Here is a 21,310-nt window from a genome sequence, read left to right as displayed (position 1 = left end):
TCAGTTCCCTCCGCTGGTGTTGGCGGACTCGCCGTACTTCAGGAAGAAGAACGTGTAGATGAGCGAGACGAGCATCATCAGTATCGTCGCGATGCCGACGTAGTGCGCCAGGAACGGCACGCCCATGTGTTCGGGGTCGGCTTCCTGCGCGCCGCCGCCGCCGGACGGTGCCTGGCCGGTTTCGTTGACGACGAGGTCGGCGACCATCCCCGAGGGCTTGTGCGGTTCACACCAGTAGTGGTACTCGCCCGTCGTGTCGAACGTGTGCTCGTAGGTGTACCCCGTGTCGTAGGTGTCCGAGGGGCCACCGGGCGTCCCCTCCCAGTTCGCGCCCTCGGGCTGTTCGCCGACGACGATGTTGTGGGTGTCGGACTCCCAGACGAACCTCACCGTGGTGCCGGGCGTGATGTACAGCGGGCTGCTGGTCCCCGGGGTGAACACGAAGTCGCCGTCCGGTCCGACGATCACTTCCTCCGTAGGACCCCCGCCGCCGCCCTGGGTCTGGTTGCCGGTCGAATCGTTCCCGCCGGTCTGGTTGCCACCAGCCGTCCCGTTGCCGCTCGACTGGTTGCCACCTCCCGACGTGGTCGTCCCCTGTGCGGCAGCGGACGCGCTCGCAGCTGTGCCGCCAGCCACGCCGCTGGCCGCCAGCAGAAAGTCCCGCCTCTTCATACATGCGAATCTGAGGAAGGGAATTGCTTAAAGCCACCGATGCCGTCGGACTGCCGGTGATTTTCGCCGGTCAATCGTCGGCGTCCTCGTCGTCGAGGGGGAGAAACTCCGGACGCTCGCCCGACTCGACCCCCGCGGCCCTGAGCCGGTTCCGGTACTCCTCGGACCTGAACCGGTCGGAGAGACGCGCGTTCGCCACCAGGAGGAAGACGAACAGACCGAACACGAGGAAGCCGCCACCGACCACCGCGAGCAGCGCTGACGACTGCTGGACGTCCTGGGGGACGCCGAGCAGGTCGAGCCAGATGAGCACCCACGCGGCCAGCATGCTGACGCCGGCGAGGACGTGGATGCCCGCGATGGTCGCCATCAGCTTGTTGCCGAGGTCGCCGCTTCCCTCGGACACCTCGTCCGGGTCGGGCAGCACGTCGTCCCCCGGGTCCTCGGGGACGTCGTACTCTTCCATCGACGCAAGCGCGACGGTCGGCTTGACGTCCCGGAGCACCGTCCCGCTCCCCTCGACGCTGCCGTCGGGGTAGACGACCGCGTACCCCTCGTCGGAGTAGGCCAGCAGCTGCGACTCGCCGTCGCGGGTGATCCGCTCGGTGACGGCGAACACGTCGCGGACGGCGATGCGGTGTTTCAGGTCGGCCTCCACCCTGTCCAGCAGTCGGTCGCCCGTGATCCAGGAGTCGGGGTCGAACGCGACCTCCCACTCCTCGAGACTCATCTCCGCCATGTCCTCGGGGCCGAAGTCGTCGAAGTCGTACTTCTCCTCGACCTCGCGGCGGAGTTCCTCGCGGGACTCGGGTTCCTCGCGGGGCCCGTCACCGCCCGCGGGCGCCCCACTGTCGGAGTCAGCCATCGTGTCGACCTTACAGTTCGACGGCTAAACGTCTTCTGACATCCGGAAGGCCTCGCCGTCGGCGTTCCGCACCGTTTAACGCCGCCCGGTCCAACCGTCGCGTATGGTGGACGACGCGGCGATAGCGACGGTCGTGGCGCTGGTGGTCACCGCGAGCTTCCCCTTCTACCTCTACGGCGCCTGGATCGTCATCGACGAGGACGTCGTCACCTGGTCCGTCCTCACCCACCACCTCAAGTTCATCGTCACCGGGCTCCTGCTGACGACCGTGCCCGTCCTCGTCTGGATGGTCCCCCGCGTCCTGGAACAGCTCGGTGGCATCGTCGCCGTCCACGTCTTCCTCGGGCTGCAGGCGTACGCCATGCTCGTGCTCGCGCTCACGGGCATCGTCCGCATCTTCCAGGTCAAGCGCGCCCACGACATGTACGCCGACGACGCGCCCGACCGCGACGTCGACATCAGCGAACTCCACGAGGACATGGACTCGTGGCGCTGGCGACTGCGCGTGGGGGTCGCCGGCTACGTCGTCTTCTGGCTGCTGGCGTGGGTGCTCGGCGTCGGTCGCTACGTCGGCAAGTACCTCGTCGCCTGAAGAAGAGTCAGGCCTCCCACGGCTCGCCGCTGGCCAGGTCGACGTCGTGGTCGAGCTTCGACGACGGACAGACGTCCGCCAGCACGCAGTCGCCGCAGTCGGGGTTGCGCGCCGTGCAGGTCGCCCGGCCGTGGCTGATGAACAGGTGGGTGAGCTGCTGCCAGTCCTCCTCGGGGACGAAGCCGGTGAGGTCCTCCTCGATCTTTGCCGGCGACTCCTCTTCGGTCAACCCGAGTCGCCGCGAGAGCCGCTGGACGTGCGTGTCGACGACGATGCCCGCGACGACGTCGTGGCCGTGCTGGAGGACGACGTTCGCCGTCTTCCGGCCGACGCCGGTCAGGTCCGTCAGTTCGTCCATCGTGTCCGGCACCTCGCCGTCGTGCTCCTCGACGATGGTCTCGGCGGCGCTGTTGATCCACTTCGCCTTGTTGTTGTAGTAGGTGACGGAGTTGAGGTCCTCGGCCAGTTCGTCGACGTCGGCCTCGGCGTAGTCCTCCGGCGACCGGTACTTCTCGAACAGGTCCGCGGTGACCTGGTTGACGCGCTCGTCGGTACACTGCGCGGAGAGCACCACCGCGACGAGCAGTTCCAGCCGGTTCGCGAAGTTCAACGAGATGGTCGCGTCCGGGTACGTCTCGTAGAGCCTGTCGAGGACCTCCTCGAGCTGCGCCTCCCGGGTGTCCAGCGGTTCGCCCATACTCGCGTGGTCGGCCAGCGTCGATTTCAGTGGTTCGATTGCGGGTGAGGGGTGTGTTTGGAGTAGTACGTCGGGTCGGCTGGAACGGGCTGCAGGACTGGAATAGTCGTGACAACCTCGAAAGCCCCCGCGTGCTCCGGGAAGACGGACGAAGTCATCGTGAGCGAAGCGAACGATGGCTCGGCGAGCGTGCTCGCCGGTGCAAGCACCGCAGCCGCCGACGGCGACGAGGAGCGCAGCGAGTGCATCGACCGGAGCCGCCGGGGGCTTTCGAGGTCGTCACGGTGGCTGAATAACAAGGGGTTGTCGAAGTCTGTAGTCAATGATAGGTTCCAGCGGTCGTGCTGAATACAGGGCACAAGTCGGTCACAAGTCGAGATGGATATTGTTCGGTGTCGTCCATGCTCTTCTCAGATGTGCTGTTCGACGAACGCGCGACGTTCGGCTGCCCGCTTGTTGTGATTGTCCAGTGTCGTCAACCACAGTTCACTGGACACGCGGCCGACTTTCGGGGCGGAATCATTTGGTCTCGGTCGGAACGGATAGTATTTTTTAGTGGTGGTCGAACAAACGCAGCTTCCGGATTAGAGCGACCGACACTCCGAGAGTTGCACAAGACACTTGATTCCTGACGTATACCGATGAACCGAAAGATGGATCGGCCGGTTCAGGAGTATGCCCCCTATTTCGTGGTGTTTCTCGGGATTTCAGTCGGGACTCTACCGACTGTGTTCCTTCCACAAGGAGCCGGTGCCCTCACCATCGTAGTACTCTTTATGAAAGTCTTCACAGGTATTATTGGTCTCAGTATAACTGCAGTTGGTGTTGAGTGTTATCGGACCAAGAACTATCGACTAGCAGTATTAACCGGGCTCACGATCGTCGGCTGGGTCGTTCTTGCGGCCGCTGCCAGGTTCCATAACGAGAGCAGTATGTCGCTCGTCCCGATCTGGATGTGGTGGCTTGCAGTAATCCTCGTCTTCGGTCTCGCTCACCGATCGACGTCTCGAATAGTGGATGCGGCAAGGTAGCTGTCGATTCAAAGCAGGAACTGCGACACGGGTCCAGGGCTGAGTCACCACGAGCAGCGCTGAAAGAAAGACATGTCTTGGTCAGACTTTCGAGCGTCATCTGGTCCATTGCTCCTCGCAAGGTTCGTCTGTTCTCTGTCAACCTTGTGGGGACCACACCCCGGTTAGCTCGCAGGCACGAGCCCTCGTGGAATCCTGGCGTATGCACACGTACTGCGTACACCCACTCTATTCGACAGGAGAATCGTATCAGCTTTCAGGGTTTCGACAGTACAATCCAGGATCCGTCCGCGAGCGGTGCTGAATCGAGGCGGGCGATTGGGACTGTCCAATGTCGAAACTATGCTATCGGGCCAGCGAACGCACCGAAAAAATCGAAACCGCTAATCGCAGGCGGTCAGGCGAACAGCGACGCCGCCGCCGCGAACGCCTCGTCGGTGACGGGACCGAACGCCGGCAGCAGCGCCACCGTCATGATGGCGGCCGCGACGATGGCCACGTAGAGACCGACCGGCCGGTCCTGGAACTCGAACTCCGTCGCGGGGTCCTCGATCCAGATGGCCTTCACGACGCGGCTGTAGTAGAACAGCGACAGCGCGCTGTTGACCGCGCCGACGGCGGCCAGCCACCAGAAGCCAGCGCCGATGGCACCCATGAAGAGGACGTACTTGCTCATGAAGCCCGCGAACGGCGGGAGGCCGGCGAGGCTGAACATGAACGCCGTCATGGCGACCGAGGCGATGGGTGCCTTCGTCGCCAGCCCGTTGTAGTCCTCGAAGGTGCGACCGACGCCCCAGTGCTCGACCAGGGCGATGAACAGGAACGCGCCCGTGTTCATGAAGCCGTAGACGAGCAGGTGGAGCATCGCGCCGCCCATCACCCACTCGTTGTTTCCGGGTTGGCCGTACAGCGCGGCCAGGCCGATGAGCGCGTAGCCCGCGTGCCCGATGGACGAGTACGCGAGCATGCGCTTGACCTTGTCCTGGGTGGCGGCGGCGAAGTTCCCGAGCGTCATCGTGACGACGGCCAGGATCTGGAACGCCAGCACCCAGTCGATGGTGCCCGCGACGGCCTCGATGGGGAAGCCGGTGACGAACACGCGGAAGGCGACGGCGAACCCGGCCGCCTTCGAGGCGGACGAGAGGAACGCCGAGATGGGCGCGGGTGCGCCCTCGTACGCCTCGGGTGCCCAGAAGTGGAACGGCACGGTCGCCGTCTTGAACGCGAACCCGCCGAGCACCATCAGGACGCCGACGCCGAGCACGCCCGCCAGCGGCTCGAAGCCGCCGTTGAGGCTGGCGGCGACGTCGGCGAGCTTCAGCGACCCGGTGACGCCGTAGACGAGGCTGATACCGTACGCGAAGATGGCCGACGACAGCGCGCCGATGAGGAAGTACTTCAGTCCCGCCTCGACGCTGCCGCGGTTCTGCTTGAGGATGGCCACCAGCGCGTACGACGGCAGGCTGGCGAGTTCGAGGCTGACGAACACGACGGCGAGGCTGTTCGCGCTCGCCATCAGCGTCATCCCCGTCGCGGCCAGCACGACCAGGATGTAGTACTCGCCCTGGTTGGGGCTGCCGCGCAGGTAGTCGAAGCTCGCCACCGTCACCAGCGCGGTGACGCTGGTGAAGATGAGGGCGAAGAAGAGGCTCATCGTGTCGACGACGAGCGCGCCGTCGTACAGCGTGATGGCCTCCTCGCCCGTGCCGGCAGCGAGGAACCAGCCGGTGATGCCGAGCGCGACGAGCGAACCGACCGTCGCGATGCCGGACAGCACCGCTCCGCTGGTCTTCCGCGGGTTGAGGCTGTCCACGAGGAACAGCATCAGCGCGGTGAGGGTGAGGATGATGGCCGGTGCCATCGCTGCCCAGTCGGGCCAGACGACCTCCGCCATCAGTTCCCACCTCCCGTGGCCGCGGTGGTCGCAACGTCGGGCATCTCACGCACGGCGTCCTGGATCATCGTGTAGAAGATGTCCGGGTTGACGCCGAGCAGGATGACCAGCAGCACGAGCACGACGAGCGGCGCGACGTCGTGGAACGCCGCGCGGTCGACGTCGTAGTCGGTCTCGACCTCGAACGGGCCGAAGAGCGTGCGCTGCATCGCCAGCAGCAGGTAGCCGGCCACGATGACGATGCCGAACATCGCCAGGCCGGTCAGCAGCGCGAGGCCGTTCGTGCCGAGCACGGTGCCGGCGAGCACGGTCGACTGGAACGAGCCGACGAAGATGAAGAACTCCGCGGCGAAGCCGGCCATCAGCGGCAGGCCCATGTAGCCGAACGCGCCCGCGACGAACACCGCGACGGTGATCGGCATGCGGTCGGCGAGCCCGGACATGTCCGAGACCATCCGGGTGTGGGTCGTGTTGTAGATGACGCCGACGGACATGAACATCAGCCCCGAGATGAGGCCGTGCGCGACCATCTGGAACGTCGCGCCGCCGACGCCGTACATCGTGTACGCGACCAGGCCGAGGATGACGTACCCCATCGAGGAGACCGAGGAGTACGCCACGATGCGCTTGAGGTCGGTCTGCGCCAGCGCGAGCATCGCGCCGTAGATGACGCTCACGACGGCGAAGACCGCGATGAGCAGCGCGTAGTCCTGCGCCACGCCGGGCAGCATCGTGAAGTTGAACCGCAGTAGCGCGTACGTCCCCATCTTCAGCAGGACGCCCGCCAGCATGATGGAGACGGGCGTCGGCGCCTCGACGTGGGCGTCCGGCAGCCACGTGTGGAACGGGACGACCGGCACCTTCACCGCGAACCCGAGGAACATGGCGAAGAACGCCACGACCTGCAGGGTCTCGGCGCTCAGTGGACCGAGCGCGCCGAGCGCGCCGTCGTTCAGCGCCTGCGCGATGGCCGGCAGGTCCAGCGTGTTCAGGCCGTCGATGCCGAACACCATGGCCATGAACCCGATGAACATCACCAGCGAGGCGACGTTCGTGTAGACGAAGAACTTGATCGCCGCGTACTTGCGGCGGGGACCGCCCCAGACGCCGATGAGGAAGTACATCGGGACCAGGACCATCTCCCAGAAGACGAACCAGACCATGAAGTCCAGCGCCGAGAAGACGCCGAGGAGGCTCGTCTCCATGAACAGCATCAGGCCGTAGAACTGGCTCTGGCGCTCGTCGATGGGCGTCCACGCCGCCAGGATGGCGAGCGGGGTGAGCACCGTCGTGAGCACGACCAGCGGCATGCTGATGCCGTCGAGGCCGACGTGCCAGTTCAGCGAGTACTGACCGAGCGAGACCCACGTCGCGGTTTCTTCGAAGGCGAGTTCACCGCCGAGGAGGGCGTTGCCCTCGCCGCCGAAGCGACTGTACATCCAGAGGCTCCCGGCCGCCGGGAGCAGGCTCAACACGAACGCCAGCTTCCCGGCCACCCGGTTGGGGGCGAAGAAGACGACGGCCGCGCTGAGCAGCGTTACCGCGATGAGCGCTTCGATCAACATTTAGAACCAACCTCCCGTGATGCCGAGGAAGACGAGCAGGACGACGAAGCTCAGCACCAGCATGAGAGCGTAGTTCGTCACGACGCCGCTCTGGATGCGCTTGACGCGGCTCCCGCCGAACAGGCTCACGCTGGAGACGCCGTTGACCACGCCGTCGATGACGCCCTGGTCGAACTTGTCGGCGGCCCGGGCGAGCGGGAGCGTGACGCCCTCCGCCAGCCAGACCTGGTACTCGTCCTGGTAGTAGTTGTTGAACAGCAGCGTCTTCACGCTGCCGAGCTTCTCCGTGTGCCGCTCGGGCGACGGAGCGCTGTACAGCGTCCACGCCAGGCCAGCGCCGGCCAGCGCGAGTCCCAGGCTGACCGCACCCGGCAGTAGCGGCGACAGGTGAGCAGCCTCGCCGAAGGAACCGACGACGAGGTCCTCGTAGAAGTGGGCGTTCGTCGCGTGCAGCGGCCCACTGAGCCACTGGTGCAGGTACTCGATGTGCATGCCGGTCGCTTCCGCGACGGGCGTCATGTTGACGAGTCCGACAGTGGCGGCGAGGATGCCCAGCACGACCAGCGGGAACTTCACGTTCCAGCCGACGCCGTGCGGGTCGCGCGCGGTGTCGGTGCGGGGCTCACCGTGGAAGGTGAGCAGCACCATCCGGAAGGTGTAGAACCCGGTGAAGAACACCGCGAGCAGTCCCATGGCGTACGCGCCGAGCAGGATGGGGTTCTCCAGGCCGTGGATGAGCGCCGTGTAGAGCACCTCGTCCTTCGACCAGAAGCCCGCGAACGGGACGATGCCCGCGAGCGCGAGCGACCCCGAGAGGAACGTCCAGTAGGTGACCGGCATCCGCTCTTTCAGGCCGCCCATGTCCCACATGTTCTCGTTGTGGTGCATGGCGATGATGACCGACCCGGCACCCAGGAACAGCAGCGCCTTGAAGAAGGCGTGGGTCATCAGGTGGAAGGTCGCGGCGACGTAGCCGCCGGCGCCCAGGCCGAGCATCATGTACCCGTACTGGGAGATAGTCGAGTACGCCAGCACCTGCTTGATCTCGTTCTTGACGACGCCCATCGTCGCCGCGAACAGTGCGGTGAACCCGCCGACGAACGCGATGATGGCGAGCACCGTCGGGAGCATGGCGTAGAACCCGTACATCCGGGCGACGAGGTAGACGCCGGCCGCGACCATCGTCGCAGCGTGGATGAGCGCGGAGACGGGCGTCGGGCCCTCCATGGCGTCCGGCAGCCACGTGTGCAGCGGGAACTGCGCGGACTTGCCGACGACGCCGCCGAGCACGAGCAGCCCGAGGACCGCGAACCACGCCTGCGGCCCGAGGCCGAAGAACGTGGTGATGCCCTCGGTCGCGCCCTCCTGGAGCGCCTGCTGTGCCATGTGCGGGAACGCGTGGTCGCCCACGAACTGGGCGGTCCCGAACGTGGCGAACACGCCGACGACGCCGATGAGGAAGAAGTAGTCACCGAAGCGGGTGACCAGGAACGCCTTCTTCGCGGCGCTCGGCGGCCCCTGCTCGCGGAACCAGAAGCCGATGAGCAGGTACGAGCACAACCCGACCAGCTCGAAGAACATGAACGCCATCAGCAGGTTGTCCGCGAACACGAACGACAGCATGCTGAAGCTGAACAGGCCGAGGCCGGCGTAGTACCGGGGCAGGCCCGTCTCGCCCTCGTCGTTCATGTACCCGAGGCTGAAGATGTGGACGAGGAACGCGACCAGCGAGACGATGACGAGCATCATCGCCGACAGCGGGTCGACGAAGACGCCCAGTTGCAGGTCGAAGGTTCCGTCGCCGGCGACCCACACGATGGATTCGTGGTAGGTCTTCCCGCCGCTCACCGCGACGAACGCCCACAGCGACAGCAGCAGCGACCCGCCTGTGGCGAGGATGCCAGGGAGCGCACCGCCCTTCGGCAGCATCTTCCGGGCGAACTCGCCGGCGAACAGGGCGATCAGGAACGATACGAACGGCAGTAGCGCGATGACCGGAACCAGTTCGAATGCCGTTTCCACCATCTTACCACCTCATCGTTGTCGCCTTGGTCACGTCGACGTCGTTGAAGTTGCGATACAGCACGAGGATGATGCCGATCCCGACCGCGACCTCGGCGGCGGCCAGCGCCAGCGTGAACAGGCTGAACGTCTGACCCGTCAGGCTGCCGTGGTAGTAGGAGAACGCGACGAGGTTGATGTTCGCGGCGTTCAGCATCAGCTCGACGCTGATGAGGAACATCAGCGCGTTCCGCCGGGTGAGGATACCGAACAGCCCCGTGCAGAACACGGCGGCCGAGAGGAGCAGGTAGTTCTCTATCGGGACTACCATCAGTCGTTACCTCCCTTGCGGCCACCGTCGGCCCGCACCGCGGACGACTCCTCGTCGGTCTCGCGGCGGGCGAGCATCACCGCGCCCGCGAGGGCTGCGACGAGCACGAGGTCGATTATCTCGAACGCGATGAGGAATCCCTCGCTTTCGACGATCTGGTCGCCGCCGATCCCGAAGATGTTGAACATCGCGTAGCCGATGCTAGCGGTGATGTTCGCTCCGGGTGGGAATCCGACGGCGTCGCCGAACGACGCGCCCAGGAACACGACAGCGAGCACGCCGAACAGCGCCACGGCGACGAGACCCGGCAGCAGGGTCGACGCGTCGCGCGTCTGCGGTCTCGAGGTCATGCGTTGGTCACCTCCTCTGTACTTGCTTGACGTGTGAGCATCACGGCGAACGTGATGAGTATCAGCACACCGCCGACGTAGACGAGGATCTGCATCGCTGCGACGAACTCCGCCTGTAACATCACGTAATGGACGGCGAAGCTCAGCAGCGACACGCCGAGCAGTAGCGCGGAGTGCCACACGTCCCGCACCAGGACTGCGCCCAGACTACTCGCCACTGTCACCAGGGCGAACAGCCCGAACGCGAGCATCTCGTATACCATTTGAATCACCTTGTTGGTTCGTATAAACGCCCTTTCAACATTTCGAGACGGGCGCGTTCACTGGTAGTCGACCTCGCCTTCGCCTTCGCCGATCCACGCACCGCGGTCCGGTTCGCGTGATTCGAGCGGGTCGATGTCCTTGTACCACGGTACGTTCTTCAGCTGTTCTTTGTTGTACACCAGGTCGTCCTTCGTGTCGCCGGTGAACTCGAAGTTCTGCGTGAGCAGGATGGCGTCGACGGGGCAGACCTCCTCGCACAGCCGACAGTAGATGCACTGTCCGATGTGGAGGTTGTACTGCTCGCCGTTTCGCTGGTCGTCCATCACGATCTGGATCGTGTCGTTCGGACAGACGTTCTCGCACTGGCGACACCAGATGCAGCGCTCCTGGCTGAACTTGTGCACCCCGCGGAACCGGGGGCTCACTTCGGGTGCCACGTCCGGGTACTCGACCGTGAACGTGGACCCGTCCAGTGCGTGCTTCATCGTGGTTGCCATCGATTTGAGCAGTCCGATCATAGCATCACCCCCACGATGATGGCCGTGAGGACCAGGTTCGCGAACGACAGCACGAGCATGCCCTTCCAGCCGATCTCGATCAGCTGGTCGATGCGGAGCCGGGGCACCGCCGAGCGCGCCCACTGCGTGAACAGGAAGACGGCCCAGATCTTGATGACGAACCAGATGAAGCCCGGCAGGACCGGGCCACCCGGGCCGCCCAGGAAGACGGTGGCGATGATAGCGCCGCCGAGGAAGATGTGCAGGAACTCGCCCAGGTAGAACAGGACGAAGTAGACGCTGGAGTACTCCGTCTGGTACCCCGCAACGATCTCGGTGGGCGCTTCGGGGATGTCGAACGGATTACGGCCGACCTCCGCGAGGTTCGCCACGACGAAGAGCACGAACGCGAACGGGTTGACGAACGCGTACCACGACGGAATCGAGAGACCGCCGAGGCTGATGAGCGTCTGTTGCTGCTGGGCGACGATCTCGCTCGTCTGCAGCGTGCCGGTGAAGATGACCACCGACGCCGCGGTGATGACGAGCGGGATCTCGTACGCGATGTTCTGTGCCACCGCGCGGAGCGCGCCCATCATCGAGTACTTGTTGTTCGACGCGTAGCCGCCCATCGTCAGACCGAGCGTCGCGATGGACGCGACGGCGAAGACGTACGCCAGACCGGTCTCGGGGTCGGCCAGTTGCAGGTTGACGCCGAAGATAGAGCCCATCGGGATGACGGCGAAGCCGAGCAGCGCCGACCCCGCCACGACGATCGGTGCCGCGTCGTACGCCGGACGGTCCGCGCCGTCCGGGATGATGAGCTCCTTGCTCAGCAGGCGGACGGCGTCGGCGACGATGATGAGCAGGCCGAAGGGCCCGACGCGGTTGACCGCGATGCGGTCGGTGAACGCCGCCGTGATCTTCCGCTTCGCCCACGGGCCGGCGACGCCGGTCATCGCCAGCATGATGTTGCCGACGATGAACGCGGCGATGAACGCCGAGACCAGCTCCTGCCAGCCGCTCATCTGGCTGCCGAACAGCGCGCGACCGACGGTCTCGGGGAGCAGCGTCTGCCCGTTCGCCTGGAGCGGGACGAGGAGGTTCATCGGTCCACCTCCCCGAGGATCACGTCGAGGCTACCGAGCGTGGCGACGAGGTCCGGGACGTACTCGCCCTCGGACATCTCCGCCAGCGCCGAGAGGTTGCTGAAGCTCGGGCTGCGAATCTTGAACCGCGCGGGTTTGTCCGTGCCGTCCGCGCGGATGTAGATGCCGAGTTCGCCCTTCGCGCCCTCGACGGAGCGGTAGATCTCCTTGTCGGCGTCCGGCTTGAGCGTCCGGGGGACGTTGGCCTGGATGTCGCGCTCCTCTTCCGGCCAGTCCTCCAGCAGGTCGACGCACTGCTCGATGATCTTCGCCGACTCCTCGACCTCGCGCATCCGGACGAGCAGCCGCGAGTAGTTGTCGCAGCCGTCCTCCGTGACGACGTCCCAGTCGAGTTCGTCGTAGTAGCCGTAGGGGTCGTCGCGGCGCAGGTCGTAGTCGATGCCCGACGCCCGGGCGACGGGACCGGTGACGCCGTACTGCTTGGCGGTCTCCGGCTCCAGGATGCCGGTGCCGACCGTCCGGACCTGGAAGATCTCGTTGCTGGTGATGAGGTCGTGGTACTCCTCCAGCGCCTCCGGGAGGTCCTCGAGGAAGTCCCGGGTCTTGTCGAAGAACTCCTCGCGCGGCTCCGGGAGGTCCCAGACGACCCCGCCGAGCCGGAAGTAGTTGAACATCATCCGCTGGCCCGTGAGGTCCTCGAGGATGTTCTGGACCTTCTCGCGGTCCCGCATCGCGTACATGAAGATGGCGGTGAAGTCGCCGTAGACGTCGAGACAGAACGTCCCGAGCGCCAGCATGTGCGACGCGATGCGACAGAGTTCGGCGCCCATCGTCCGGATGACCTGCGCGTACTCCGGGACGTCGATGTCCGCGAGGTCCTCCGCGACGCGGGCGTACGCCCACTCGTTGAGCAGGCCCGCCGACGCGTAGTCCCAGCGGTCGGGGTACGGCATGATCTGGTGCCGGTAGGTGCCGTTCTGGGCCATCTGCTCCTCGCAGCGGTGCAGGTAGCCGATGTCGGGCTCCACGTCTGCGACCTGCTCGCCGTCGAGCGCGGTCTTCAGGTGGAGCACGCCGTGCGTGGCCGGGTGGTGCGGACCGATGTTGAGGAACATCGTGTCCTGGCCACCCGCGCGGTGGTCGTCCTGCAGCGGGTTCTTGTGCTCCTCCAGGGTGACGATCTGGGGCCGGTCCTGGTCGTAGTCCGAACTCATGGGATGGCCCTGCCACGTCTCCGGCAGGAGGATGCGCCGCAGGTCGGGGTGGCCTTCGTACTCGACGCCGACCAGGTCGTAGGCCTCGCGCTCGTGCCAGTCGGCGGTCCGGTAGACCGGCTCCGCCGTCTCGCTGACGGGGTTCTCCGGATCCGTCGGCACGACGACGCTCACTTCCTGGGTCGGGTCGTCGTACTTCTTGAGGTGGTAGATGCTCTCGTAGCGGTCCTCGTAGTCCTGTGCGGTGACCATCGAGAGGTGGTCGAAGCCGGCCTCGTCGCGCAGCGTCCGCAGCGTCGCCTGAACCTCGTCCGGGCGGACGACGAACGCCGGCGCGTTGAGGTGCTCCTCGCGGTCGATGACGTGGTCGCCGAGCAGGTCGGCGAGCTCGTCGCCGTCGAGCGTCTCTACCGTGTCGGGTAGCTCCGTTCCGGTGCTCATGGCGAGTCACTCCAGTTGTACCGCATGGCGAGCGTGTCGTCGTCGATCTGGTCGGCGAGCTTGTCGACGACCTCGTCGCGCTCCATGTCGCCGAACTGCTCCAGTTCGTACGGCTTCACGGTGACGGGGCTGGTCTCGCCGTTGGCGTTGCGCTCCTGGAGCTTGACGACGCCGTAGATGAGCGCCTCCGGACGCGGCGGGCAGCCGGGGACGTTGATGTCCACGGGAATGACCTCCTCGGCGCCCTTGATGACGTTGTACCCCTCCTGGAACGGCCCGCCGCTGATGGAGCACGACCCCATGTTGACGACGAACTTCGGCTCGGGCATCTGGTCGTAGACGCGCTTCATCCGCGGCGCGAACTTCGAGACGATGGTGCCGGGGACGATCATCACGTCGGCCTGCCGCGGCGACGCCCGCGGCACGCCCGACCCGAACCGGTCCAGGTCGTGTTTCACGGCGTACGTGTGCATCATCTCCAGGCTGCAGCACGCGATACCGAACTGCAGCATGAACATCGACGACCCCCGCACCCAGTTCATGAACTTGTCGAACTTCGTGAGGATGAACGGCGAGGAGCCGAACGCCTCCCGAAGCGTCGAGTTGAACCGGTTGTCGACGCCCTCACCCATGCGGGCCTGTCGGGTCTTCGTCTGCGGGTCTGTACTCGTTTGTATGGACTCCCGTGGCTCGTTGCTCATTGTTCCACTCTCCGTTGCGAACTGCGGGGGCTCCGCACCCACCGCACGGCACCGTTGCGCCAGGCCCACGCGAGCCCGACGACGAGCACGGCGATGAACACCAACATCGGGACCAGTACTGTGGCGAGGCCGACGCCACCCTCGATGGCCGACCGATAGATGACGGTCCAGGGGAATATCAGGACCGTCTCTATGTCGAACACGAGGAACAGCAGTGCGACCATGTAGTACTGGATGTTGAAGCGGATCCGCGTCGTCCCGGTTGGGACCTCACCGCTCTCGTACACGGTTGTTTTTCCTTTTTCTGGAACGCTTGGCCTGAGGAGGCTCGACACCGCCATCATCCCGAGTGGAATGAGGAGCCCCACCAACGCCAGCGCGCCAATGGCTACCCATGGATTCATACCGGTATCTCCTAGCAGGCGGTGTTTTGTGAGCGCACCCCTATAAGCGTTGATTCTTTCGATTCAGGAGGTAGAGACCGGCTTTCCCGAGGATACGACAATTGACGCTTTCCATCACGCAAGACGACATTTCCCCACAGCGAGGCGACAGGAGAACGGGCAGAAAAACCGCGAAACGCGACCGACGTCGGCTACTCGCGACCCTGGAACGTCGACGTTCCCGATTCGTGCAGGCGGCGCGAGACGTCGCCGACGTCTTCCTGCAACGCGTCGTGGTACTCGACGAGTCGGTCGCGAAGCTCGTCGTGCTCACGCGCGAGGATCTGAACCGCCGACAGCGCGGCGTTGAACGACTTCCCCGCGTCGACGGCGACGATGGGCGCGCCGGTCGGCATGCCGATGACCGACGAGACGGACTTCTCCTGGACGGGAACGCCGACGACCGGCAGGGGGTAGGCGAGCGACGCCGTCATGTTCGGGAGGTCGGCCGACTTCCCGCCCGCGCCGGCGATGACGACGTCGAGGCCGCGGTCCTCGGCGGTCTCGGCGTAGGCGTACATCAGTTCCGGCGTCCGGTGCGCGGAGACGACGAACGTCTCGAAGGTGAACCGCGACCCGGGCGGGTCGTCGTAGTCGGTGAGTTCCTCGAAGCCGAGTTCCGTGAGCGCGTCGTACGCGCCCGCCGAGTCGTCGGTCCCGGCCATCACGTCGAGGTCGGAGTCGCTCCCCATGACGATGCCGACGTCCGGCGTCGCCTCCGGCGAACGGTCGCGGTCGGCCTCGGCTTCGAACTGTTCGATCAGGTCGGTGACTGAATCTGCGGTGGGCATGGCTATCAGCGGAAGGTGAGCGTGTCGGTGCAGTCGCGCGCTTCGGCCAGCAGGTCGCTGGCAGACGATTCGCCGACGAGGGTGACGTGCCCCATCTTCCGCAGGGGCCGCACCTCGTCTTTCCCGTACCAGTGGACGTTCGCACCGTGAGTCGCGAGCACGTCGTCGACGCCCGTCAGCGCGGCGGGTTGTGCCTCGTCGACGTCGCCGAGCACGTTCGACATCGCCACCGGGCCGCGCAGGTCCGTCGCCCCGAGCGGGTAGCCGAGGACGCCGCGGACGTGCTGTTCGAACTGGGACGTGAGCGCCCCCTCGATGGTGTAGTGGCCGGAGTTGTGCGGCCGCGGGGCGATCTCGTTGACGAGGATTTCGCCGTCCTCGCGCTCGAACAGTTCGATGCCGTACACGCCGCGCCCGGACATCGCGTCGAGGACGTCGAACGCGACCTCCTCTGCGCGCTCGCGAGCGCCCTCGGGTGCGCGCGCGGGAACGACCGTCTCCCGGAGGATCTCTTCCTCGTGGACGTTCTCGCCCACGGGGAACGTCGCAGCCTCGCCGTCGCCCTTCGCGGCGATGACCGAGAGTTCGCGTTCGAAGGGAACGAACGCCTCGACCATCAGGTCGCCGTCGAGTTCGGCCAGCGCGTCGTCGACGTCGTCAGGGCTCTCGACGGGGACGTTGCCCCGGCCGTCGTAGCCGCCGCGGCGCGCCTTCACCATCATCGGGTAACCGAGTTCCTCGCCGGCCGCGAGCAGGTCCTCGCGGTCGTCGACGGCGCGGAACTCCGGCACCGGCACCCCGCGGTCCTGCAGGCGACGCTTCTGGACCAGCTTGTCCTGGATGGTCCGCAGCGTCGCCGGGTCGGGGTGGACCGGCACGTCGTGTTCCTCGCCGACCCGCTCCAGCAGGTCGGGGTCGGCGAGTTCTATCTCGAAGGTCAGCGCGTCCGAGCGCGCAGCGAGTTCGTCGAGCGCGTCGGCGTCGTCGAAGTCGCCGACGATCTGCTCGCGGGCGACCGGGGCAGCGGGACAGTCCGGCGTCGGGTCCAGCACGACCAGTTCGACGCCGAGCGGGGACGCGGCCTCGGCCAGCATCCGGCCGAGCTGTCCGCCCCCGACGACGCCGAGCGTCGGCGGTTCGTCGAGCCTGCTCATCACCACCCAGTTATCGTCGGGCCTGCATAAGATTTGCCAACTTCACCGCTGGATAGGCACGTTCGTGTAATCGGATCCGGGCGGCGTCCGCACGGCTGACACGCAGTGCTCACCGCAGTCGACGCGCGGAGCCGTGCTTGTCAGGGTACGCAACGAACCCCCGAAGGAAAGTAGCGATTTCCAACGCACGATGAGCGCCCCGACGTACCGGTACGCTGCTCGCCGGAGTTACCCGTGAGCCGACGGGCGGGTACAAGTTGCTTCCTGCCCTACGTCACTCGATGAGGAGAAGTTCCGCAGCGCAATCCGCCCATGAAACGTCCGAGCGAACGGTCGGCGAGACCACTATCGCCGTCGGACGTCCGTGGCTGTTCCTCACCGCCGCAGTCGGGGTGACCTGGGTCTTCTGGCTGCCCGCTATCGTCCTCGGCGTGAGCTTCGACAGTGCGACGGGGGCGCTGTTGCTCCTGGCGGGGCTCGCGAGCCCGGGCGTTGCCGGTATCGCGTTCGTCTACCTCGTCTACGACGAGCGTGGCCGAGCGGACTTCTGGAACCGCGTCACCAACGTCCGACGGTTCGGGACACGGGGGTTCGCCGTCATCCTGCTGGTGCCACTGGGCGTGACCCTCCTGGCGGGGGTCGTCGACCTCCTGGCCGGCGGTGCGGGGCCGGCGTGGGGAGAGGGCGTGAGCCGATTCGGCGTCGACCCGCTCGCGATACTTCCGGCGCTGTTCTTCGCGACGCTCCCACCGCTCCTGGAGGAACTGGGGTGGCGAGGCTACGCGCTGGACCGACTCCAGTTGCGCTGGTCGGCGTTGAGTGCGAGCGTCATCCTGGGGGTCGTCTGGTCGGTCTGGCACCTCCCGCTGTTCTTCATCGAGGGGTCGTACCAGCACGACTCGGTGGGATTCGCGACGACAGAGTTCTGGCTGTTCACGCTCGGCATCGTCGCCCTGTCGCCGACGTTCACGTGGATCTACAACAACACTGAGCGCAGCATCCTCGGCATCATCCTCCTGCACGGCTGGGTGAACTTCACCGCCGAAGTCATCGTTGTTCCGGAGATCATCTACTACCCGCTGTGGTTCGTTCTCGTGGGCGTCCTCGTCGCAGTGTGGGGTGCAAAGACCCTGACGACAGCCGACGAAGTGCCGCATCCTCCCCTTCCCGCGGACTCGTAGCCGCCCCACGTTCCCGTGCCTTCAGTGCGAATCCCCTCGACACCGAATCAGGCGGACCCGCTCCGCGCCGACTGCAACGCGTCCCGGTCGACGAAGATGGTCGTCTCGCTGCCGACGACGGTCAGTTCGTGGTCGTAGCGCGCGTAGCCGTCCAGGTAGGCCGAGACGTTCTCGGCCTTCTCCGTGCGCGTGATGACCACCGGCGGGGTGTCACCCTCCAGGTCCGCCACGTCCTTCGTGCTCTGGACGTTCGCGTCGGCGAGTTCCGTGTACCACGGCAGCGGCAGGCGGTTGTACCAGCCGGGGGCGGCGGGTATCTGTTCGTTGTCGCCCTCGTCGGGGACGTAGAAGACGTACTTGCTCTGGTCGTTGATGAACCCGTAGTAGAGCACGTCGGTGCCCTCGTTGGCGCGCGCGACGGACCGGACCGAGTCCAGCGTCGAATCGATGCCCGTCGCGGGTTGGCCGAACTGGACGATGTAGTTCTTCTCCGGTTCGGAGAGCGGCGGGTCGATCTGCTCCTCCTGGGGGCTGACGTACACCGCGCCGACCATGGGGACGGCGACCTGCCACGCGACGACCAGGACGAGGACGGCCGCCAGCGCGGCGCTCACGGTGTCGTCGTCCTCGTAGGCCTCCCGCGTCCAGCGGTAGAGCATTGCGGCGCCGACGGCCGCGGGGATGGCCAGCGGCGCGAGGGCGTGGACCGTCGCCCACGGCGCCTTGATGTCGGTCACGAGGGGGTAGCCCAGGACGCTCACCGCACCCCAGTAGAACGCGAAGGAGACGAGGTCCCGCGGGCGGTCGTCGACGTACCGCGCGACGAGGAAGCCGACGACCGCGAACGCGAGCAGCGGGAGCGCGCCCTGTTCGAGCACGTTCACGAAGTGTTCCAGGTACGGCAGGTAGGGGTGGCCGTGGCTCTGCGCCCACTGGCCGGCGAACTTCTTCCACGACCCGACGGTGGCCTCCGCGACGACCGGCGGCCAGAGCGTGGGGTCGCCCATCGCGTCCACGATGCCGGCCCCATCGACGGGACGACGCGGCGCGTAGAAGTAGACAACGATGGCGAAGAACTCGACGACGGCGAGCAGGAGGTGGGGCCCCCACGACCACAGACCGCGGGCGGTCGCGGCGACCTCGTCCGCGAGCACGCCGGTCCACTCGCGCTCCCCGTTGCGCGCGAGGTAGAGGCGGTGGTCGAGCAGCAGGGCCGTCGCGCCGAGCCACGACAGCACGTAGAGGAGGACGTTCTCCTTCGTGGTGAACCCCAGGCCGAGGGCGGCGGTGCCGAGGTAGAGGTATCGGACCTTCCGGGTCGCGTGCGCCCGGAGGTAGAATCCGAGAGCGAAGAGCATGAACGCCGCGAGCAGGACGTCGTTGCGCATGAACCGCGAGTAGTACAGCAGGATGGGGTTGACGGCGAGGAAGACGCCGAGCGCGACCATCTCGGCGTCGTCGAGGTGGTCGCGGTATAGCCACGCCGCCAGCGGGAGGAGTCCGGTGACGACGGCGACCGGGAGGCGCGCGAGGAAGTCGCTCGCGCCGAAGAACATGAACAGGAGGCGGTTCACCTGCGGGAAGAAGGGCCCGTGGATCGGGGCGTAGTACTCCCAGGTGCCGTACTCCTGGTACTTGAGGATCCAGTAGCCGACCCGAGCCTCGTCCCAGTGGGCGGCCCGGTCGCCGAGCTCGAACAGGCGGAGGGCGAGTGCGGCGAGGGTGACGGCGACCAGGGCGACGGCCGTCGGATTCCGTCGCCGCAGGGCGTCGAGGAGCGATTCAGGGCGTTCGCTCGTACTCATCGTTTGCTCACATGCGGACAGGGGGTAACAAGCTTTCCGGAGCGCACCGCCCTGGCGGATGGGTTCCGGAGCGTTCCGCCTCGAAGCTTGCGGAGAGCGGTAGTTCTTTTAGGCGCGCTGGCCTCCCCGCACACATGGTATCCCTCGGACTCGTCGTCGCGGAGTTCAACGCGTCGGTAACCGAGCAGATGGAGGAGTCGGCACGCGAAGCCGCCGAGGAACGCGGTGCGGACGTCGTCGAGACGCTGCACGTCCCCGGGGCGTACGACACGCCGCTGGCCGCCGACCGCCTCGCCCGCCGGCCGGGCGTGGACGCGGTCGCGGTCCTCGGCTGCATCGTCACCGGCGACACGGACCACGACCAGGTCATCGCCGACGCCGCGGCGGGGAAGCTGACCGACGTGAGCCTCGACCGGGACACCCCGGTCGCGCTCGGCATCACGGGTCCAGGGATGTCCGCCGAAGAAGCACGCGACCGCACCGACTACGGCGCGCGCGCCGTCGAGAGCGCGGTCGATCTCGTCGAGGAACTATGAACTTCTCCGAACGCATCCAGCGAGTCGAACCGAGTGCAACGCTTGCAATCAGCAACCTCGCCTCCCAGCTCGAGGCCGAGGGCAAGGACGTCGTCGACCTCAGCGTGGGCGAACCCGACTTCCCGACGCCGGACAACATCGTGGACGCCTGCGAGACGGCGATGGCCGAGGGCCACACCGGCTACGCGCCGTCGAACGGCATCCCCGCGCTGCGAGAGGCCGTCGCCGAGAAGCTCCAGGGCGACGGGCTGGACTACGAGGCCGAGAACGTCGTCGTCACGCCCGGCGCGAAGATGGCCCTCTACGAAGCCGTCCAGTCGGTCGTCGACGACGGCGACGAGGTCGTCCTGCTCGACCCGGCGTGGGTCTCCTACGAGGCGATGGTGAAGCTCGCCGGCGGCGACCTGAACCGCGTCGACCTCTCGCCGTACGACTTCCAGCTCGAACCGGCGCTCGACGACCTCGCCGACGCCGTCTCCGACGAGACGGAGCTGCTCGTCGTCAACTCGCCGAGCAACCCGACTGGCGCCGTCTACTCCGACGCCGCGCTGGAGGGCGTCCGCGACCTCGCGGTCGACCACGACGTGACGGTCATCAGCGACGAGATATACGAGCGCATCACCTACGGAGTCGACCCGACCAGCCTCGCGACGCTCGACGACATGTACGAGCGCACCATCACCGTCAACGGCTTCTCGAAGGCCTACTCGATGACGGGGTGGCGGCTCGGCTACTTCGCCGCGCCCGAGGAACTGGTCTCGCAGGCCGCGAAGCTCCACTCCCACTCCGTCTCCTCGGCCGTCAACTTCGTCCAGCACGCCGGCGTCGAGGCCCTGCAGAACACCGACGACGAGGTCGAGCAGATGGTCGAAGCGTTCGAGGAGCGCCGCGACCGCCTGGTCGAACTCCTCGACGACCACGGCGTGGACGTCGCGACGCCCGACGGCGCGTTCTACGCCATGCTCCCCGTGGCAGACGACGACCGGCAGTGGTGCGAGGACGCCATCGAGCAGGCGCAGGTCGCGACGGTCCCCGGGAGCGCCTTCGGCGCGCCGGGGTACGCGCGGATGTCCTACGCCAACAGCGTCGAGCGCATCGAGGAGGCCGTCCAGCGCTTGGACGACGAGGGGCTGCTGTAACGCGGTTTCCGGCCCCTCCGACAGGTATCGCCGAAGG

23 protein-coding genes are annotated in these 21,310 nt (G+C 66.3%); 6 read left to right on the top strand and 17 right to left on the bottom strand.

Annotated features, from left to right (window positions below):
• Positions 1-672, bottom strand: a complete 672-nt coding sequence (locus tag NKT36_RS12550) for a plastocyanin/azurin family copper-binding protein (RefSeq protein ID WP_327051392.1) — start codon at positions 670-672, stop codon at positions 1-3.
• Positions 673-742: 70 nt separating this feature from the next.
• Positions 743-1,537, bottom strand: a complete 795-nt coding sequence (locus NKT36_RS12545) for a DUF7319 domain-containing protein (protein ID WP_327051391.1) — start codon at positions 1,535-1,537, stop codon at positions 743-745.
• A gap of 103 nt (positions 1,538-1,640) precedes the next feature.
• Here NKT36_RS12545 and NKT36_RS12540 point away from each other — a divergent pair, with 103 nt between their 5' ends.
• On the top strand, positions 1,641-2,129 hold the full coding sequence (locus NKT36_RS12540) for a DUF7321 family protein (RefSeq protein WP_327051390.1): 489 nt from the start codon (positions 1,641-1,643) through the stop codon (positions 2,127-2,129).
• Positions 2,130-2,136: 7 nt separating this feature from the next.
• Here the strand turns inward: NKT36_RS12540 and nth are convergent, their stop codons facing one another.
• Positions 2,137-2,826 (bottom strand): endonuclease III, encoded by a 690-nt coding sequence (gene nth, locus NKT36_RS12535; RefSeq protein WP_327051389.1) that lies wholly within the window; start codon positions 2,824-2,826, stop codon positions 2,137-2,139.
• Between the two features lie 159 nt (positions 2,827-2,985).
• On the opposite strand from nth, the gene NKT36_RS12530 reads away from it, so the two are divergent.
• Entirely contained in the window at positions 2,986-3,174 is a 189-nt protein-coding gene (locus NKT36_RS12530; protein ID WP_327051388.1) for a hypothetical protein, read from the top strand.
• 293 nt (positions 3,175-3,467) lie between these two features.
• The gene (locus NKT36_RS12525) at positions 3,468-3,857 is read left to right on the top strand and encodes a hypothetical protein (RefSeq protein ID WP_327051387.1); all 390 of its coding nucleotides are present in this window, start codon (positions 3,468-3,470) and stop codon (positions 3,855-3,857) included.
• Positions 3,858-4,254: 397 nt separating this feature from the next.
• Here the strand turns inward: NKT36_RS12525 and NKT36_RS12520 are convergent, their stop codons facing one another.
• The 13 genes from NKT36_RS12520 to purK form a co-directional block, all read right to left on the bottom strand.
• Positions 4,255-5,751, bottom strand: coding sequence for an NADH-quinone oxidoreductase subunit N (locus NKT36_RS12520; RefSeq protein WP_327051386.1), 1,497 nt, complete (start codon positions 5,749-5,751; stop codon positions 4,255-4,257).
• Positions 5,751-7,316: a complex I subunit 4 family protein gene (locus NKT36_RS12515; protein ID WP_327051385.1), complete on the bottom strand. Its 1,566-nt coding sequence runs from the start codon at positions 7,314-7,316 to the stop codon at positions 5,751-5,753. Before NKT36_RS12515 ends, NKT36_RS12520 begins: the two co-directional genes overlap by 1 nt.
• The gene (gene nuoL, locus NKT36_RS12510; RefSeq protein ID WP_327051384.1) at positions 7,317-9,341 is read right to left on the bottom strand and encodes an NADH-quinone oxidoreductase subunit L; all 2,025 of its coding nucleotides are present in this window, start codon (positions 9,339-9,341) and stop codon (positions 7,317-7,319) included.
• A gap of 1 nt (position 9,342) precedes the next feature.
• Positions 9,343-9,648, bottom strand: coding sequence for an NADH-quinone oxidoreductase subunit NuoK (gene nuoK / locus NKT36_RS12505; protein ID WP_327051383.1), 306 nt, complete (start codon positions 9,646-9,648; stop codon positions 9,343-9,345).
• Positions 9,648-9,998 (bottom strand): proton-conducting membrane transporter, encoded by a 351-nt coding sequence (locus NKT36_RS12500; RefSeq protein WP_327051382.1) that lies wholly within the window; start codon positions 9,996-9,998, stop codon positions 9,648-9,650. Before NKT36_RS12500 ends, nuoK begins: the two co-directional genes overlap by 1 nt.
• Entirely contained in the window at positions 9,995-10,261 is a 267-nt protein-coding gene (locus NKT36_RS12495; RefSeq protein ID WP_327053393.1) for an NADH-quinone oxidoreductase subunit J, read from the bottom strand. Before NKT36_RS12495 ends, NKT36_RS12500 begins: the two co-directional genes overlap by 4 nt.
• 57 nt (positions 10,262-10,318) lie before the next feature.
• Entirely contained in the window at positions 10,319-10,780 is a 462-nt protein-coding gene (locus NKT36_RS12490; RefSeq protein ID WP_327051381.1) for a NuoI/complex I 23 kDa subunit family protein, read from the bottom strand.
• Positions 10,777-11,868 carry a complex I subunit 1/NuoH family protein gene (locus tag NKT36_RS12485; RefSeq protein WP_407652178.1) on the bottom strand — a complete coding sequence of 364 codons (1,092 nt, stop codon included), beginning with the start codon at positions 11,866-11,868 and terminating at the stop codon, positions 10,777-10,779. The genes NKT36_RS12490 and NKT36_RS12485 overlap by 4 nt, the downstream gene beginning before the upstream one ends.
• A complete protein-coding gene (locus tag NKT36_RS12480; RefSeq protein WP_327051380.1) occupies positions 11,865-13,523 on the bottom strand; it encodes an NADH-quinone oxidoreductase subunit D in 1,659 nt (552 codons plus the stop codon). Before NKT36_RS12480 ends, NKT36_RS12485 begins: the two co-directional genes overlap by 4 nt.
• Positions 13,520-14,224: an NADH-quinone oxidoreductase subunit B gene (locus tag NKT36_RS12475; RefSeq protein ID WP_327051379.1), complete on the bottom strand. Its 705-nt coding sequence runs from the start codon at positions 14,222-14,224 to the stop codon at positions 13,520-13,522. The genes NKT36_RS12480 and NKT36_RS12475 overlap by 4 nt, the downstream gene beginning before the upstream one ends.
• Positions 14,221-14,628 carry an NADH-quinone oxidoreductase subunit A gene (locus NKT36_RS12470; RefSeq protein ID WP_327051378.1) on the bottom strand — a complete coding sequence of 136 codons (408 nt, stop codon included), beginning with the start codon at positions 14,626-14,628 and terminating at the stop codon, positions 14,221-14,223. The genes NKT36_RS12475 and NKT36_RS12470 overlap by 4 nt, the downstream gene beginning before the upstream one ends.
• Before the next feature lie 191 nt (positions 14,629-14,819).
• Complete coding sequence (gene purE, locus NKT36_RS12465; protein ID WP_327051377.1) at positions 14,820-15,458, bottom strand: 5-(carboxyamino)imidazole ribonucleotide mutase; 639 nt, start codon at positions 15,456-15,458, stop codon at positions 14,820-14,822.
• Positions 15,459-15,463: 5 nt separating this feature from the next.
• Positions 15,464-16,612: a 5-(carboxyamino)imidazole ribonucleotide synthase gene (purK, locus tag NKT36_RS12460; RefSeq protein WP_327051376.1), complete on the bottom strand. Its 1,149-nt coding sequence runs from the start codon at positions 16,610-16,612 to the stop codon at positions 15,464-15,466.
• A 392-nt stretch (positions 16,613-17,004) separates the two neighbouring features.
• Here purK and NKT36_RS12455 point away from each other — a divergent pair, with 392 nt between their 5' ends.
• Positions 17,005-17,793 (top strand): CPBP family intramembrane glutamic endopeptidase, encoded by a 789-nt coding sequence (locus tag NKT36_RS12455; protein WP_327051375.1) that lies wholly within the window; start codon positions 17,005-17,007, stop codon positions 17,791-17,793.
• A gap of 47 nt (positions 17,794-17,840) precedes the next feature.
• On the opposite strand, the gene NKT36_RS12450 is transcribed toward NKT36_RS12455, so the two are convergent.
• Positions 17,841-19,598 (bottom strand): flippase activity-associated protein Agl23, encoded by a 1,758-nt coding sequence (locus NKT36_RS12450; protein ID WP_327051374.1) that lies wholly within the window; start codon positions 19,596-19,598, stop codon positions 17,841-17,843.
• Positions 19,599-19,732: 134 nt separating this feature from the next.
• On the opposite strand from NKT36_RS12450, the gene ribH reads away from it, so the two are divergent.
• The gene (gene ribH / locus NKT36_RS12445; protein ID WP_327051373.1) at positions 19,733-20,134 is read left to right on the top strand and encodes a 6,7-dimethyl-8-ribityllumazine synthase; all 402 of its coding nucleotides are present in this window, start codon (positions 19,733-19,735) and stop codon (positions 20,132-20,134) included.
• The gene (locus tag NKT36_RS12440; RefSeq protein ID WP_327051372.1) at positions 20,131-21,273 is read left to right on the top strand and encodes a pyridoxal phosphate-dependent aminotransferase; all 1,143 of its coding nucleotides are present in this window, start codon (positions 20,131-20,133) and stop codon (positions 21,271-21,273) included. The genes ribH and NKT36_RS12440 overlap by 4 nt, the downstream gene beginning before the upstream one ends.
• The last annotated feature ends 37 nt before the right edge of the window (positions 21,274-21,310 follow it).

Origin of the sequence: Halomicrococcus gelatinilyticus (assembly GCA_024227995.1) — an archaeon.
GTDB classification, from domain to species: Archaea; Halobacteriota; Halobacteria; order Halobacteriales; family Haladaptataceae; genus Halomicrococcus; species Halomicrococcus gelatinilyticus.
Note: the sequence above shows the minus strand (reverse complement) of the source record. Positions and strands in the feature narration are given on the sequence as shown.